This is a genomic window from Duodenibacillus massiliensis (genome assembly GCF_900128485.1).
Lineage (GTDB): Bacteria > Pseudomonadota > Gammaproteobacteria > Burkholderiales > Burkholderiaceae_F > Duodenibacillus > Duodenibacillus massiliensis.
The window spans coordinates 767452-782445 of sequence record NZ_LT635861.1 but is presented as its reverse complement, the minus strand read 5'-3'; the positions used below and the strand labels follow the sequence as shown (position 1 = coordinate 782445).

11 protein-coding genes are annotated in these 14994 nt (G+C 56.0%); 1 reads left to right on the top strand and 10 read right to left on the bottom strand.

Annotation, left to right across the window (positions count from 1 at the left end):
- Positions 1-76: 76 nt before the first annotated feature.
- The 10 genes from BQ7486_RS11125 to BQ7486_RS11085 all read right to left on the bottom strand — a co-directional run bounded on the left by BQ7486_RS11125 (position 77) and on the right by BQ7486_RS11085 (position 12438).
- Positions 77-694, bottom strand: a complete 618-nt coding sequence (locus BQ7486_RS11125; protein ID WP_074009191.1) for a DNA-binding protein — start codon at positions 692-694, stop codon at positions 77-79.
- Positions 695-742: 48 nt separating this feature from the next.
- Positions 743-1534: an IS21-like element helper ATPase IstB gene (gene istB, locus BQ7486_RS11120; RefSeq protein ID WP_074008582.1), complete on the bottom strand. Its 792-nt coding sequence runs from the start codon at positions 1532-1534 to the stop codon at positions 743-745.
- Entirely contained in the window at positions 1534-2826 is a 1293-nt protein-coding gene (istA, locus tag BQ7486_RS11115) for an IS21 family transposase (protein WP_162272207.1), read from the bottom strand. Before istA ends, istB begins: the two co-directional genes overlap by 1 nt.
- A 385-nt stretch (positions 2827-3211) precedes the next feature.
- On the bottom strand, positions 3212-4072 hold the full coding sequence (dinD, locus tag BQ7486_RS11110; protein WP_022374076.1) for a DNA damage-inducible protein D: 861 nt from the start codon (positions 4070-4072) through the stop codon (positions 3212-3214).
- Positions 4073-4153: 81 nt separating this feature from the next.
- Entirely contained in the window at positions 4154-4396 is a 243-nt protein-coding gene (locus BQ7486_RS11105) for a hypothetical protein (RefSeq protein WP_022374077.1), read from the bottom strand.
- Between the two features lie 420 nt (positions 4397-4816).
- A complete protein-coding gene (gene gltS, locus BQ7486_RS11100) occupies positions 4817-6067 on the bottom strand; it encodes a sodium/glutamate symporter (protein WP_022374078.1) in 1251 nt (416 codons plus the stop codon).
- A gap of 237 nt (positions 6068-6304) precedes the next feature.
- Entirely contained in the window at positions 6305-7738 is a 1434-nt protein-coding gene (locus tag BQ7486_RS11095; protein ID WP_074010045.1) for an MATE family efflux transporter, read from the bottom strand.
- A gap of 179 nt (positions 7739-7917) precedes the next feature.
- Positions 7918-8145 (bottom strand): hypothetical protein, encoded by a 228-nt coding sequence (locus BQ7486_RS11820; protein WP_143183157.1) that lies wholly within the window; start codon positions 8143-8145, stop codon positions 7918-7920.
- Entirely contained in the window at positions 8117-8413 is a 297-nt protein-coding gene (locus BQ7486_RS11090) for a transporter substrate-binding domain-containing protein (RefSeq protein ID WP_074010044.1), read from the bottom strand. The genes BQ7486_RS11820 and BQ7486_RS11090 overlap by 29 nt, the downstream gene beginning before the upstream one ends.
- Before the next feature lie 572 nt (positions 8414-8985).
- Entirely contained in the window at positions 8986-12438 is a 3453-nt protein-coding gene (locus BQ7486_RS11085) for an autotransporter domain-containing protein (RefSeq protein ID WP_074010043.1), read from the bottom strand.
- A gap of 369 nt (positions 12439-12807) precedes the next feature.
- Between BQ7486_RS11085 and BQ7486_RS11075 the strand changes: the two genes are divergently transcribed.
- A complete protein-coding gene (locus BQ7486_RS11075) occupies positions 12808-14268 on the top strand; it encodes an IS110 family RNA-guided transposase (protein WP_074010042.1) in 1461 nt (486 codons plus the stop codon).
- The last annotated feature ends 726 nt before the right edge of the window (positions 14269-14994 follow it).

Below are 14994 nucleotides of genomic sequence, written 5' to 3'. Positions count from 1 at the left end.
GGCAGGCCGTGGAGGGGGAAGGCGCGTCAAATGCCGTTCTTGGCCGCCGCCCCCCCCCCCGGTTGTTTATTCAAAGCTACCCAACGCAGACCTTGTCCAAGTGTTTGGGATCAAGGAACGGCAACAGCCTCTTCATCGACTGCAGTGACGCCTGTGCTTTGGCTTCCTCCTGAAGCGATTTATCCAAGGCTTCGTGCAATTGGGTGTTTTCTGCTGCAAGGCGCAGATTCTCCGTGTTGGCCTGTTCGAGCGCTCCCTTGAGCTTGGCCAGATCTTCCTGCAAACCACGCACCTGCTCATCGAGTTCTTCGAGTCGGCGCTCCTTCTTCTCCACCGAGGCTAGAGCCTCGTCGGCGGCCTCCCTGACACGGCTTGCCTCGTCGTGTTCGATCTGAAGCCGCGCCTTGGCGCGGCTGTCGATCTGTTCAACCTGGGCCCGAATCATCGGGGCCACGGCTTCCCATACTGCTTTGATGATATTTTCGGCTTCACGTTGTTCGAACCCTGACGGAAGTTCGCCCTTTTGGACAAGCTTTTCTTGTTTCCACTCATTCACTGCCTCCGAGATCGTCCCCAGCGAGCCCTTCCCAATCTTGGCTCGGATGGCACGGATGGACGGCAACTGAAGGTCACTCTCCCGCACGCTCTCTAAAATTTCACGTACAGAATCACTAACACTTTGATCTTTCATCATTTTTAATCTCTTCAAAAATTGCTGTAACGTTACAGCGTAACGTTATTGTTACGACTCGGGACGATTGTCCTTGGTTAAAAGCCCCTTGTTCAGGGCCTGACGGCGATGCTCCCTCAATCGATAGCTGCTTCCCGTGATGGTTAACGCTGTGCTGTGGTGCAGAAGATGATCGAGGATCGTCGCGGCCACCGCTTCGTCGGCAAAGATGAGCCTCCATTCCGAGGGCGGTCGATTACTCGTGATGACCACGCTCTTCTTCTCGTAACGGCGGTTGATCAACTGAAACAGAAGATGTGCTGCCGACGGCGAGAACGGCAGGTAGCCAATCTCATCGATGATGATCACCTGGGGCTTGTTGATTTCCCGCAGCTTCGCTTCCAACGTATCTTCTCTTGACGCCTTCTCAAGCGTGGCGAGCAAATTGGCCGCCGTGTAAAAACGCACGGACCGACCGCTCTCAATGGCCTTGTAGCCAAGCCCGATCGCCAGATGCGTCTTACCCACACCAGGAACGCCGAAGAAGGCGACATTCTCGCCGGCGTCAATCCACTCCAAGCTGGCCAATTCACGGATAGTCCCGGGGTTGATAGACGGCTGCGCCGTCAGATCGAAATCTTCCAGCTTCTTGATCGTCGGCAGATGCGCCGACTGCAGCAACTGCTTGAAGCGATTGCATTCACGCTGTTGCACTTCCTTGCCGAAGGCGTACTCGATAGCCTGACGGGGCGTCATTTTGGCCTGCGCAATATTCTCGAGAACTTCGGTCATGTGGTCGCGCAGATAGGGCAGACGCAAACGATCGGCCAGAGAGCAGAGCCTCTCATCAGATTCACGGCTCATCACTCTTGCTCCTTGGGCTCGGTCCAGCCGATGCTGTCGTCATAGGCACGCGTATCGGCGCTGAGAGCGCTGCGGTGCTCACTGTAAGCTTGCCACTGAGGATCCTCGGCAAGCTTGTCCCGACTCTTGTCGTAGGCATCCTTCTCGATCTCACCGTTTGACAGATTTTGAGCTTGAGGGTTAAATACATCGGCGGTCTTATCGAGTGTGGCTACCATAACACCCCCTTGCAACACAGAAATCGTTGCCTCGTCGATCTGAATCTGCACCTTCATTCCGACAAGATGTTGGGGGACTCGGTAGTACTTGTTGTCAACACGGATAAGACCGTCGTTGTTGCCGACCTTGCGAGTCTCCACGTAGGTGTGGATCATCGGCGGCTTACTGAGCGCACGCATTTTGGGGAGCTCGATTTGCCACCTCTGGGCAGGAGTCCGAGGACCGTCAAACACCGTCGAGAGCTTGCGCTCGTCGGAAGATCGGCACCAAGCCTCAAGCCACAGGTTCCAATCCTCGATGGTGGGTTTGTTGACGCCGGCCAGATTGCCTTTGAGATACTTCACCCCCGATTCCACTTTTCCCTTGCTGCGAGGCTTACACACGGCGGTCGCAATCGGCTTGAGACCGTAGTAGGTGCAGAACTGGTAGAAGCGCTCGGTAAAGCGTTCGACCGCCGTCTTGGCATAGTGGTTGCGAACCAGACTGGAAGCGTTGTCGCACACGATGCAGTAAGGCAGACCGCCGAAGTAGCGGAAGGCCGACTCAAGCCCGTCCAGCCAGGCAGTCTGGGTCTCAGACGGATAGGCCTTGGCAAACAATCGGCGTGAGTAACCGAGCTTGCAAACAAAAAAGTGCAGGCGTGTCATCTTCCCGCCCAACCGAACAACCTTCTCGCCGAAGTCGATCTGCAACTGCTGTGCCGGAGCAGTCTCGTAGCGACCGTGAATAGCCTGCTGCTGCAGGCAAGCTCGGGCAGCCTCACGAAACGGCTTGCAAAACCGCTCAAGCGTTCTCAGGGGGATGTCAACGCCGTAAGTCTCACGCAACAAACTCTGCAGTGGTGGACAGCGGCTCTCGCACGTGTAGAAGCTGTTTCGCACCTCGTCGGAGTGCTCGGCCAGAAAGCGGCCGGCCTGACTGCGGGTGTCTCGGCGGGGTTGGTCGGTATCCGTCTGCAGGCACCGCTTAACCGTGTTGCGTGCCATGCCCAAGATCCGGGCGACATGGCGGATGGGTTTGTGTTCTTCAAGAACAAGTTGCCGCACAAGAAGACGGCATTCTTTGGTAATCATGGTTTTGGAACCTCCGTTGTGATGAACAACGGAACCCATGATCCTCGACTTTCTCGTCATTGTAAAAGTACCTCACGACGCCCCCTCGAGGTGGGTCAAAATTAATGTCGTTTGGTGGGTACTTTAGTATGTCGTGCAACATCCCAAAACCGGCTGACAAAAGAAAAGCCGCCGGACACGGATTGTGTCAGCTGACGGCTCAAAAATTCAAGGATTGCTCCATTTCCGTCCCACGATTCCGGAACATGGTCTAACCTGAATTTTGCACCAGCCTGCCTTTCTGAAAAAACAAGCTGCTGCAAAATTCAGGCTAGGCAATGGTTTCTCCAGATAAAAAAAGCCCCCGGGTGTGAGCCGAGGGCTGGTAATGGTTCAAATTGGGCGGTTACTTCTTCTCGAGAAGTTCAAGCCGTTTCTTTTCTTCACGTTCAAGCTGCTTAATGCTCTTCTCCGGAGTCGGGAGATCTTCAGGCATCGTGCCGCCTAACCGCTTAATGGTTTCCCGCACCTCCTTCCCTACGGAATAGTGCGCTTGGTTCGCCTCCCTTTTCCCGACGATGTGTTCGCGTCGGAGTTTGGCTTCGGCCTGGGTTGCTCGGAAGAGGTTCGCGGCCAGTTCTTCGTGACCCATGTGGTCAAGAATTTCCTGGCTCTGTTTCAATCCCTTTCTAGCGTGGATCTCTTTTCTGCCAAGCCCGCCGTAGAGACCCTTGTATCCGTGGTTTTGGAAGATGGCATAGTCTTTGGGTTCGACGATGCCGGCGTCATGCGCGGCATCGCTTAACCGTTTGTTATGCTCCTTCATCTCCCTGCGCAAGAACAGACGCTTTTGATCCTCATCCAGTCGGGCGAAGGCTTCCTCGTCGGCGAGTTCCTGGCGGCGGGTTTGAACCGCGAAGTAGGTTTGGCCGGCGGCAATGACAGGCTTGCTCGGGTCGCCGTTCTGAACGATCAGGTAGCAGGCATAACGGGAGAGGGCGACGTCATCGACTTCGCGTTGAGCTCCTTTGCCCGCTTCGATCAATTTGACAACATTGTCAAAATGATCCGATGACTCTATCTTCATTGCGACGCAGGCGGTTTTTGCCCTATCCACGACCTCCGTGAATCTGCGCCAAGTCGTATATCCCAAGAGCGGGTAAAGCTCGCGCGCAAACCAGTACTCCCTGCCGTCATCGTCCAGATGGCGGATCGCGTCGAAGTTCGGGAGGGTTGCTTGTTCGTCGGTGTTTTGGGTATTATCCATACATACCTCGTCATAAAGGTTCGACCAAGCCCTCAGCGCATTGCTCTGTGTTGGGGGCTTTCCTATTTTACGATGTCGCCTTCATCGTGCCGCCTCCCAGGCGCGCAGCGCGTTTGTGAGCATGTACGCGGAGAGCTTCACGCGGCCTCCGATCGTGCGCTTGACCCACACCGAATCCCCGTCGCAGACATAGGTGACGGTTGCCTTAAAGCGCCAGGGCCACTTCCGGCGCGTGAGTCTCTCAAGGACAATGAGGCAGAGGATGAGTACCGCGCCTGCAATAAACGGGTGCAGTACGATCCATGTAAAAGCGTCGGAGAGCATGATGATAGATGCGCCCCATCCGTTCTTTACAAGATTTTGGAGAACGGATGGAAATATGTCTTGACAAATACCGGGACTTTCTCAGTCTGCTGCAGTCCTGGCAGTTTCTGCAGCAGGTAAATGCAATCGTACGAGGCGTGATGCATCGACAGAACGTTCGGCATGCCATGCATCGTAAAGGCCTACATTCTCAACCACATGGCGACGGAAGGGCCTGGCAGGACTGCTGCAATACGCACAGCAACTTCAGGTGTAACAGGACCTTGTTCGTTGAGAATTCTGGTAACAATTTGTCCTTCACAGGCTGCCGGTGGGTGCTTGCGTAACAGCAGGGGCGCAGGTGGCGATATCCTATAGGTGAAGAAAAACCCCGGCACGGCGGCCGGGGATGTGTGCTGAGGCCTCGCTATAGAGGATCGTCTAGAGCGCCGCCATGGACGTAATGAGAAGCGCGTTAATCAAGTCAATCAAAAAGGCCCCCACAACGCCCACAATCAGCCAGGCCTGAGGGCAGGTGCCGTATTTTTCAGCAAGCGCCTGCATGTTCGCAAGGGCATTTGCGGTCGCCCCCATCGAAAAGCCGACGCCGCCAGCGGCAAGCATCACGGCCGTGTAGTTGCGGCCGATCAGAAGAAAGATCACAAGCCACCCGAAAAGAAGCGCCAGTGCCGTCTGCAGCGCCAGAATCACCACAAGGGGCCCGGCGAGGTTTATGAGTTCATGCAGTTTCAGACTGTTGATCGCCATCGTCACAAAAAGAATGAGGCAGATGTCCGCGACAGCGTCGAGCCCCTTGCCCGTTACCTTATAGGCGCCCGTGTAGTCTCCGACGTTACGCACAATTGCTGCCACAATCATGGAGCCGATGTAGGCCGGCAGCGTAATGTAGGCACCAAGCCACTTGGAGACAATCATGCCGGCAGCAAGCGTCAGTGTCACAACGCTTACGGCCTTCATGAGTTCCCGGGTAAAGGCCGGTTTATTACCCGAGTGATCGTCCTGCACACCCGTTTCGACTTCGGTCGGAATGTGAAGGGGTTCAGCCAAATCGCCGTGCTCGTTCGGAATCTGTACCTTATAGCGCCGGATGAGCCATTCGCCCAAGGGGCCGCCCACCAGAAGCGCGGCCACCATCCCGAAGGTGGCCGCGGTGATTGCCATCGCCGTGCCCCCGCTGATGCCGTAGGTTTGCTCAAAATAAGGCCCGAAGGCAGCTGCGGTACCCAAGCCTCCCATCATCGAGACGCTGCCTGCCAAAATGCCGTAGTGGGTGTCAATGCCCATGAGCCACGCAGCGCCCATGCCCACGACGTTTTGCAGAAACGCAAGGACCGTCACGGCCATAAGAAAGGTCACGAGGATCTTTCCGCCGTTGGTGACAAGTTTGAGACTTGCGGTGAGCCCGATCGTTGTAAAGAACCCGAGCATGAGAACGGTCTGCAGCGTACTGTCAAAGGTAACGCGCATGATGCCCTGATCCTCCAGGCCCGAAAGGATCGCCGCACAGAGCATGCCGCCGATCACGGGGCTCGGGATGCTGAAGCGCGCCAGAACCGGGACGCGCCGCTTGATCCAGACGCCTAAAAAGTAGGTGATCACCGCAAGCGCCACGGCCTGCACCATGTTGACTTTGAGCAAAAGCATGCCGCTCTCGGCAAAGGAGTATTCCATTGTTTTTCTTCTTTGGTTTCGGTGGGAGGACCCGCGATCGGGACAATGTGTTTTGGCTTATTATGCGGGAAAAACGCCCGCCGATCCGAAGTTTTTCGGGCTGATGCCAGTTTATCGGGGAGGGAATGGGGAACTTCTCTTAGGAGAAATCGGTAAGCCGCCTGCGAACCGAAGCTTTTTCTGGGTAAAAATACCTAACTCCGCGTCCGGGCTTTCCGAACGCGGTGTCGGGCCGTGTTAAGCGTGCGCTTCTTCACGCATAAACTCTTTGGTACGGGTGTGGGTGACAAACCAGGCCATGGCAAAAAGGGCAATGCCGGCTAAGGTAAGCCCGAAGGCCGTTGCCCCCCAGAAGCCTTCAGCGCCGAAAGGCCCGCCCACAATCTGACCGTCAAAGCCGAGCCAGTAGCCGCCACCGAGCCCCACGGCCCAAAGAAGGATGCCGTAGACCATCATCGGCCAGAAGGTGACGCGGTACCCGCGTAAGGCAAAGCCGCAGATCGTCTGACAGGCGTCCATGGCGTGGTAGACCACGCCGTAAATGAGAAGCGTCACGGCCAGCGTGTGCACCGCCGCGTCCGTGGTGTAAAGGCCGACGAGAGCGTCGCGCCCGAGGTAAAGCGCAAGCGCGCCCAATACTGCAAGCGTGAGGCCGATTCTGAGCGCTCTGAACGTCACCTGCTGCGCCACGGGCGGGTGCCCGGACCCAAGCGACTGGGCCACAAGGACGCTTACCGCAATCCCGAGACTCATCGGAACCTGATAAAGCGTTGCCGTGATGTTGCCCACAATCTGGTGCGCCGCGACGTCAATCGTGCCGATACGGGCGATAAAAATCGCCATGAGCGTAAAGGAACTCACTTCAAAGAAGGTGGAGAGCCCAATGGGGACCCCGAGCTTTAAGTGCTGCAAAAGGGCTTTGACGTCAGGCAGATAAAACTTCGCGGGCCGCATGGGGCTGTAAAACCTGTCGCACTTCCAGATGAGCCAGTAAGCAGCCAGCGACAACCAGGAGTTCACGGCCGTTGCGGCACCGGCGCCCGCACCGCCGAGCTCGGGTAAGCCAAAGAGACCGTACATGAAAAGCGCGTTTAAGGGCACTTTCATCGCGAGCATCCCAAGGGCCACATACATCGTGACCTTGGGGCGGTTAACGGCCGCATTGAGCGCCACAAAAGGACGCGAGAGGACCGCTGCCGGCAGCCCGGCGGCACTGAAAAGGAGGTACTCTCCCGCCATCAGCGCGACGTTGCCGTGCACCTGTCCGAACGCGACCCAAAAGTCGGTCTGAAGAATCAGTGCCATCCCGATCACGGTGAGAATGACGCCGAGCCAGGCTGACTGCGTGAGTTCAAATCCGATCCTCTCAAACTTCCGCGCGCCGTAGTGGTGGCCCGCAATGGGGCTTAAGCCCTGCAAAATCCCCACAAGCGAAATAAAGATCATGACGGCCGTTGCGGACGCGAGAGCCACGGCCGCGAGGTGTTCGGCGCCGAGCCGCCCTGCCATGATGGTGTCAACGGTCGCAGAGCCCATGATGGAGAGGTTTGCGACAAAGATGGGACTCGCGAGTTTAAAAAGGGCGCCAACGCTGATGTCGGGGGGCGTGAGCCGCGTCGGACGGGTATTTTCGGGCGCGTCGGAAGTCTTTGTTTCGGCGCTAGAGGACATGGTCAACCTCAGAAACAGCACCGGGCTGTTTCTAAAAGAAATTGCTTAGTTCGGATGCGGGACGCAGTTTAACCGATTGCGCGCAGCCTTTGGCGGCGGTTGGTATTGGACGAAAGGCTTACCTCGTGAGCAGTTTTGGGCCGCAAAGAAAATCAGTGATGCCGACGCTGAAAAACCCGTCATTGTCGTAATACGGGTAGATGCAGTCCGGCGTGATAAGGATCTCCGATTAAAACTTCCAGGACGTATTGAGCATAAACGCGTGGTTTTTCGCTCTTATCCGACCCGTTAAAGCTGTAGGAGAGGGTGGAGGAGAAGATCTCACCGGTGATAAACCGAAAGTCCGCGGTCACACCGTAGGAGAGATCCCCGATCGTTTCAGGCCGCACATGGTCGGTGCTCGTCAAACCCGCACAGGGGCGTTTCCGCAAAGACCGGTTTGACGCCAAGCTTTTCGGCAAGTTTCCGGCCGAATTCAACGTCGGCCCCGGTAAGTTTCCCTGCGGCATCGTGGTAGGTAAACGGCGGATAGACGCCTTCGGTGTCGATTCTCAGTTCCCCGGTGCGGGCAATTTTGTCGGCGAGGTCTTCAGCGGCAAGGGCGTTGGCGGCCGCAAGCGCGGCAAGGGTAAATAGCGAAAGAGCGGCGGCGGTGAGTTTGCGGCGGNCGCACAAGAAGACGGCATTCTTTGGTAATCATGGTTTTGGAACCTCCGTTGTGATGAACAACGGAACCCATGATCCTCGACTTTCTCGTCATTGTAAAAGTACCTCACGACGCCCCCTCGAGGTGGGTCAAAATTAATGTCGTTTGGTGGGTACTTTAGTATGTCGTGCAACAAGCAGTCCGATGACGCACAAGGACAACATGATGACGGCATCCCCGAAAACACCCGCCATAAACACACCTCGTTTAAGAGTCCGGCCAATGCAACCTTAAACATGTCAAATCGCAGCATTGACGGATTGCGCAAATGTTGAGAAACAAAATGAAATCAGCAGGTCCTTTTTGCAGTTGTTTACTGTAAGGAGAAGTTTTTCATTTGAATGTATGGCTGCTCACTTTGCTGATCGCGTCAGTTGTCACCATCGCGACAATCTTCCTGATGTGGTACGAGTCAAAGCATTGATTCGTTACAAATGTCTTTGAAAAACGGGAAAAGCCGCAAAGCCTTTCCCGTTTGTATTTTCGTCTGCCGGGCGCTTCGGAGTCAGTACGCACGGCAGACGGGTTACCGCGTCAAGCCTCAGAAGAGGTACTTCACGCCCACCTTACCGCCCACGGCCTTCGCGCCTTCGCTGCCGGTACCGGCAAGGAAGTTCACGTTGACCATAAAGTTGCCCTTACGGGCTTCAACGCCGATATCGGCCTGCACCGGGCTCGTGTCGAGAACCTTCTGCTGGTACCCCAGGATATCGGTTTCATCGTCACCGAAGGTCGGCACATAGGCAAGCTTCACCGCAGGCGCAATGTTCCAGCCGGAAGCCTCCACGGGCTTCATGCCGACACGCACCGCAACCGGAACCTGGAAAACCGTCATCTCATCATCGGCAATCCGGATGGCGCCCACTTTGAGGGCATCGGTCTTCAGCTGCGAGAGGCGAATCCCAAGGCTCGGCGTGACCGTCACGGCACCGGCGTCAAACTGATAGTGCGCGCTCATGCCGGCCGAAAGCATTTCGGTGTCAACGCTTTGGCTCAGTTTCGAAGCAGCGGACGCTGAGATGTCGTTTTTGGCCTTCACATACGCGACTTCACCGACAAAACGGGCGTCACCCGTCTTATAAACGCTGTAGGCCGTCAGACCCCAGGTGTCAATTTCGTTTTTCATGCCGAAATTGCTGCTTCGCGCAGAGCCCGTGCCGTACTGCAGTGCGGCGCCCAGGGTGATGTCGTCAGAAACCGCCACATCGGCACCAAAGACACCGTAGCCCATGTCGCTCTTAAATCTTGCGTTGTTGTCAAAGCCATCGGCCTCGTAGCTTTCGCCGCCCACGTCAACCCAAAGGTTGGCGCCGGCTCCGAGCTCCTGATCAATCGACGTTCGGTCGGCAACCGTCGCAGCCAAAACACTGTCGGCACGGCGGATCATGGACTGCAGGCCCATCGAAGCGACGGCTCCCCCTAAAGCGTTCTTGTCCACCGTGGTGGAGACGTCGGAGCCATTGAGAGCCGTCTTCGTAAAGAGGTTGTCGGACACGAACGATGCGGATGTGAGGCCTGTGACGGTGTCAGCCAACTTAAACGTGCCTTCCGCGGCGTTGACCAGCGCTACCTTGGCGCCATCGGCCGCGCTGACGGTACCTGTCACTGCCTTCTCGCCGACAGCGGCCGCGTCAACCATCAGGAGGGAACCGGCAGCGAGAGTGACCGTTCCTTCTGCGGTCGTTGCAAGGCGATCAGAAGCTGATGTCAGACTGCCGTTAACGAGGATGCCGCCCTGAGGGTTCACCGATGTGCCAAGGTAAAGGGCTGCAGACACCGCTTCTTTACCCCAGTTCAGGCCGGCCTGATTAAAGGCTGCCTCTGCCTGCGCTGCCGTCGCGCCGATTGTGATCAGCGAGTTCTGACCGGCAATAAGGCTTCCCCGGAGGCTTTCCACCTGTGCGATTTCAAGGTGCGAGGCGTTCCCGATCGTATTGAGCGCCGCATCATTCTGCCAGGCAGGATCAACGAACACCTTGGAATCGGCACCAAGATCAAGCGTACCGATCTTGAGAACACCGCGCTTACGCTCGTTACCGACCGTCACGAGGTTATTGCCGGCAGCGACCAGTTTTTCCACCGTGGCAACGATATTCGCGACAGTCAGGCCTGCTGCCTTGACGGGCATGTCGGTCGTGCCGGTCGTGCCGGCTGAAAGCGTGAGATTAGAAAGCGTACCCGTGGTTTGCTCGGGAAGTTCCGTCTGGCCGAGGTTAAGCGTAAGGCCTGGCGCAACCTCCACGTCAACGGCTTTGCCGGCAGTGTTCTGAACGAGATGCCCGCCCGCAGCGGAACCCACAAGCGTCATCTCACCTGTTGAGCCTTCAGGCGCAGCAAAGGTCACCTGATCGACCGCCTTGGCGCCCGTTTGAGCACTGTCTTTCACCACAACGGTTTGGGCACCGGAATTCTTCACGGTCACCTGTGCGGTCGCCTTGCCGTCAGCATTCGTTTTCACTTCCGAAGAAGCCGTCACCTGTTCCGTGGACTGAATCACGGAGTCCACGAGTTCCGCTGTTTCTCCTGCCGCTTTATAAAGTTTGGAGTTAAGGAACGAGAGGGAGGCCGAGCCGGCTTTAAGCGCACCAGACATCGCCTTCAGAGACGCGGTCGTGTAGTAGCCCTTGTCGGTGAGGGCAAGCGTGCCGCTCGTGGCTGTAATACCGGCTTTAAGGGCAAGCCCGGTCAGATCTTTCTCTGAAGAAACCTTGGATGCATCAGCATTGATAACGCTCTTCGTGCCGAGGTCGTAAACCTGAGCTGAACCGGTTTCAAGGGTACCGCCGGCAAGCGTTACCGTTCCGGCAGCCACTTCGATCGTATCGGCCCTGAGCGTACCACCCTTTTCAATCCGGACAAAGGGAAGTCCGTCTGTAGCCTTAGCTGTATTTGCAAGCTTTAAAGACGTTACAGTAACCGTGCCTTCACCGGAAACTGTCAGCTTGCCGCTCTGGGTGAATTTCGGATTGGTACCGGCTGTCATCGTGTCAAGGGTGATACCGTTGGAAGCCGACAAAACGCCGCCCGTCACTGCCGTGTTGCCGAGGCTCTTCCAAGCCTTACGGACATCAAAGGTACCAGCTTCAACAGTGAAGTCTCCGAAATACTTATCCATTGAGCCGTACATGACGACCGTACCAGCACCTTTCTTCACAAGAGTGGAGTACCCGGGGTCCTGCTCCTTTGTGTTGGGCAGAGCGCTCGCAATCGAATCATCCTCTCCGGTTGCGGAGGCCGTTCCGATCGTAAGAGTTACCCCATCGGCAATATCAAAGGCCCCTTTAGAAGAACGGTCAAGGAAAAGGAACCCGCCGCTCGCGTAGGCGGACCAACCCCAAGTGTTTTCTTTCCCCTCGAAAGGCGAGTCAATCCTATTACCGGTATAAGCCATGTCCTTGGTAAGTTTAAATGTCACATCTCCGACCGCATTAGCGCCGTTTTGTTTAATGCTGGTCGTGATGTCAACGTAGACAGCTCCGCCTGCCACGAATCCGGATTTATTCCTTGCCACATTGTCCTGAAATAAAACATCTTCAAAGACGATGGTGCCGGACTTGATCATGGCGCCGCCGCCGATGTCTGTTGTCACGTTTTTGACAAACTCACCACCCTTCATATGAAGCTTGGTTTTGTCGTAGACAAAAAGACTGCCGTAAGAAACCGTGTTGTCCTTAAAGGTCACATTATTAAGTTCAACCTTGGTCGCAGTCTCGTTCGTCACATCAACAGTTTTGTCTCCCTTGTGAGCAAAAATCGCGAAGCTACTGCTTTTTCCAGACGCCAGCCCGGTAAAAACCGTATCGGACACAGAAATATTCTGCGACCCGCGCAGCTCGAAAGGCGTGTTGGAGATCGTGCTGTTTTTAATTGTGATGGATTGAATTCCGTCTTTTTTGTCAAGACGCACGACTGAACCGGTACCCTCGACCGTCTTGTCGGCGACAACACAATTAACACCGTCCTTACAGTAGTCGTCGGCAAACTCCGCCGCCATCGCTGGCACTGAAAGTAATGCCGCACAGACACCAGCCACCGCTGTCTTCACCGAAGCCCTGGATGTGGTTTTTGCCGCTTCATTCACAGCAACAAGCGCCCCCCCGGGTCTTGCTGAAAATGACCTTGAATGTTTTGTTCATTTTTTCTGATCTCCTACTGGCTAAATAGCAGAATTTCTTTGGGACTCAATGAACATAATTGCAGAAAAATCCCCGATACTCATATCGCCGACACCCAGAGGCCACTGCCCTACTGCTTAACAGCAGCGGAAATGAAAAAAAGCCCGCAAGTAAGCGAGCTTTTGTAGAGTGCCTCTAAAGCTGAGGGCACGGAGCCCTCAGCCCACCTATCAAAATGGAGAGGCGATATGAATTCTATCGTATTAACCGCAAACGTCCAGCCTAATCTGGATGTCAATTACATCGGCATGGACGTGCACAGCGACAACGTGGTCGTGTGCGTGCGGCGCAACACCATTAACTCCAGCGGCCAGCTGGTAGGAAAGACGATTAAGACGAAGAAGGTCGTCATCAAGAACTCGCAGGAGCCGCTGGTGGAGCTGCTCAGCAAGTACGCCGACGGGCAGCAGCACATCATGACGGCGGAGTCGACATTCAATTGGTATTGGCTCGCCGACATTGCTGAGGATCACGGGTGGAACTTCCGCCTAGCGGATCCCTGCACTGTCAGCCAGGCCAACATCAAGGCGGCGAACGACGAAACGGACGCGGAGTATTTGGCAGACCGGCTGCGCACGGGATCTCTCAAGAGTACCAGTGTTCTGCCTCGCCAACTGCGCGGCGTGCGGGATTTGATGCGACACCGTCTTCGCGTCATGCAGGAGGTTTCGGACAAGAAGGTGCGCCTGAGCAATCTTTACCATAACCACTGCGCACATCCGATGCACGGCAAGCTGCTGGCTGCCCTTCAGGATGCCTACGATGAAATCAACATCGACGCCGTACTTGAGAGCGGCATCTGCAACAACGGCAGCGAGTTGATTATCGGCGATCTGCTCACAGGGCTGCGCGAGGCAGAAACACGTTTGGCAAAGATTGAGGCTGCAGTCTACGGGCGCATTGACGAGATCGACTCCTATAAGGCCGAGCGCATGCTACTCAAGACCAGCATGAAAGGCTGCGGCGACGTACTCTCGGCGATTATCGTCACGGAAATCGGCGATATTTCCCGCTTCCGCACGATGGGGGACTTTGTGTCCTATTGTCGACTGGCACCGACGTCGAAGCTGTCCAACGGGAAAAGCAAGGGGCAAGGCAACGCCAAGAACGGCAACGCCTATCTCAGTTGGGCTTTGACAGAATTGGCGACGTTGATGGCGCGGTTCAACGAGCCGATTCGACGGTACTTGGAACGCAAGCAGGAAAAGACGGGACTGCGCGTCGTCGCCGTGAGGGCGCTCGCCGCCAAACTAGCGCGCTGTGTGTACCAGGTTCTGCGGAAAAAGGAGTCATTCGACCTGGGGCTGGCTTTTGGCAGCAAGCCCACGCACGGTCAGATGACGGCCGCGGCAGAGGCAGCGCAGACACCGCCAGAACCTGCATTACCACCCGTCCCTGCAGTGGCAGGGGAGCATCATTGCCCGGCGGAAGAGTCAGACGCGCCGATCGTTGTAAAAGAGCCGGTGCCAGTGAAATCCAAGCGGTCAACGCGGAAAAAGGCCGTGTCTGCCGCAAGCTCTGAACCCGCGGTTGCTGCCGAGGGGCGGCAGACCGCGCGTAAGGCGGATAGGGTTAAGGCACGTTGTGCCTTAACCGCTACGCCGCCATCCTGCGCGGGTACGAGCTGCGTCAAGTCGCGACGCGAATGAACGGCATCCTCCCCGCTGACGCGGGTCCCCTCCATTAAATCGCGACGGGACTTGACCCAGGAGAGGATAAACCCATTATCAATGCTGCTACGTGCAAGCCGCGCGGTTATTCGTCTGGCGCACTGCGCGTTATGAAGAAACGATTATGACTATGTAACGATTGCCGAGCACTCCGCGAGCCATGGCTGGGGGGGATGAGACATTCCAATGAGCTCGTGGACCCCGAATCGGACGCGGGGTGTTCTGCATCTGATTGACGACGACGGACGGTAATAAAGGTTTTTTGATTTCGGCCGGAATCCGAGCCCTCTCGGGGGTGAGAACCAACGGCGCACCTTGGTGCCCGTCGGCTACTCGTGAGACCTGTAAAAAACTATGGGACGGAGGCCGGTGCAGACTGAAGTGTTTGGCCGCTCGAAATGAGTGGTGGGGCTATACCCTTTGGAAAGCCGCGTATTTACTGGCTTTGGGCAGCCTAGATCCTGATGTGCGCCTGCTACGGAATCTTTTCCGAGCTTGCTTTCAACACCTCATCGACCGAAGCGATACCTGCACGCTGACGACGGACGAGCAGTCCGATGTGCACCTGTTTGAACCGTATGGCTTAGCTGCCAGGTTTTTTTAAATTTACTTAACCAATTGACAACGTCGGTGAAATGTGCCCCCCCCCGCAAGGAAAAAAATGACCTTTTTTTCGAGTTTTTTCTTTTTCTAAGAAAAACCCTC

Coding starts and splice junctions, on each gene's coding strand:
- BQ7486_RS11125 (WP_074009191.1), bottom strand. CDS start 694: ATGATGAAAGATCAAAGTGTTAGTGATTCTGTACGTGAAATTTTAGAG.
- istB (WP_074008582.1), bottom strand. CDS start 1,534: ATGAGCCGTGAATCTGATGAGAGGCTCTGCTCTCTGGCCGATCGTTTG.
- istA (WP_162272207.1), bottom strand. CDS start 2,826: ATGATTACCAAAGAATGCCGTCTTCTTGTGCGGCAACTTGTTCTTGAA.
- dinD (WP_022374076.1), bottom strand. CDS start 4,072: ATGGATAATACCCAAAACACCGACGAACAAGCAACCCTCCCGAACTTC.
- BQ7486_RS11105 (WP_022374077.1), bottom strand. CDS start 4,396: ATGCTCTCCGACGCTTTTACATGGATCGTACTGCACCCGTTTATTGCA.
- gltS (WP_022374078.1), bottom strand. CDS start 6,067: ATGGAATACTCCTTTGCCGAGAGCGGCATGCTTTTGCTCAAAGTCAAC.
- BQ7486_RS11095 (WP_074010045.1), bottom strand. CDS start 7,738: ATGTCCTCTAGCGCCGAAACAAAGACTTCCGACGCGCCCGAAAATACC.
- BQ7486_RS11085 (WP_074010043.1), bottom strand. CDS start 12,438: ATGGCGGCGGAGTTTGCCGACGACTACTGTAAGGACGGTGTTAATTGT.
- BQ7486_RS11075 (WP_074010042.1), top strand. CDS start 12,808: ATGAATTCTATCGTATTAACCGCAAACGTCCAGCCTAATCTGGATGTC.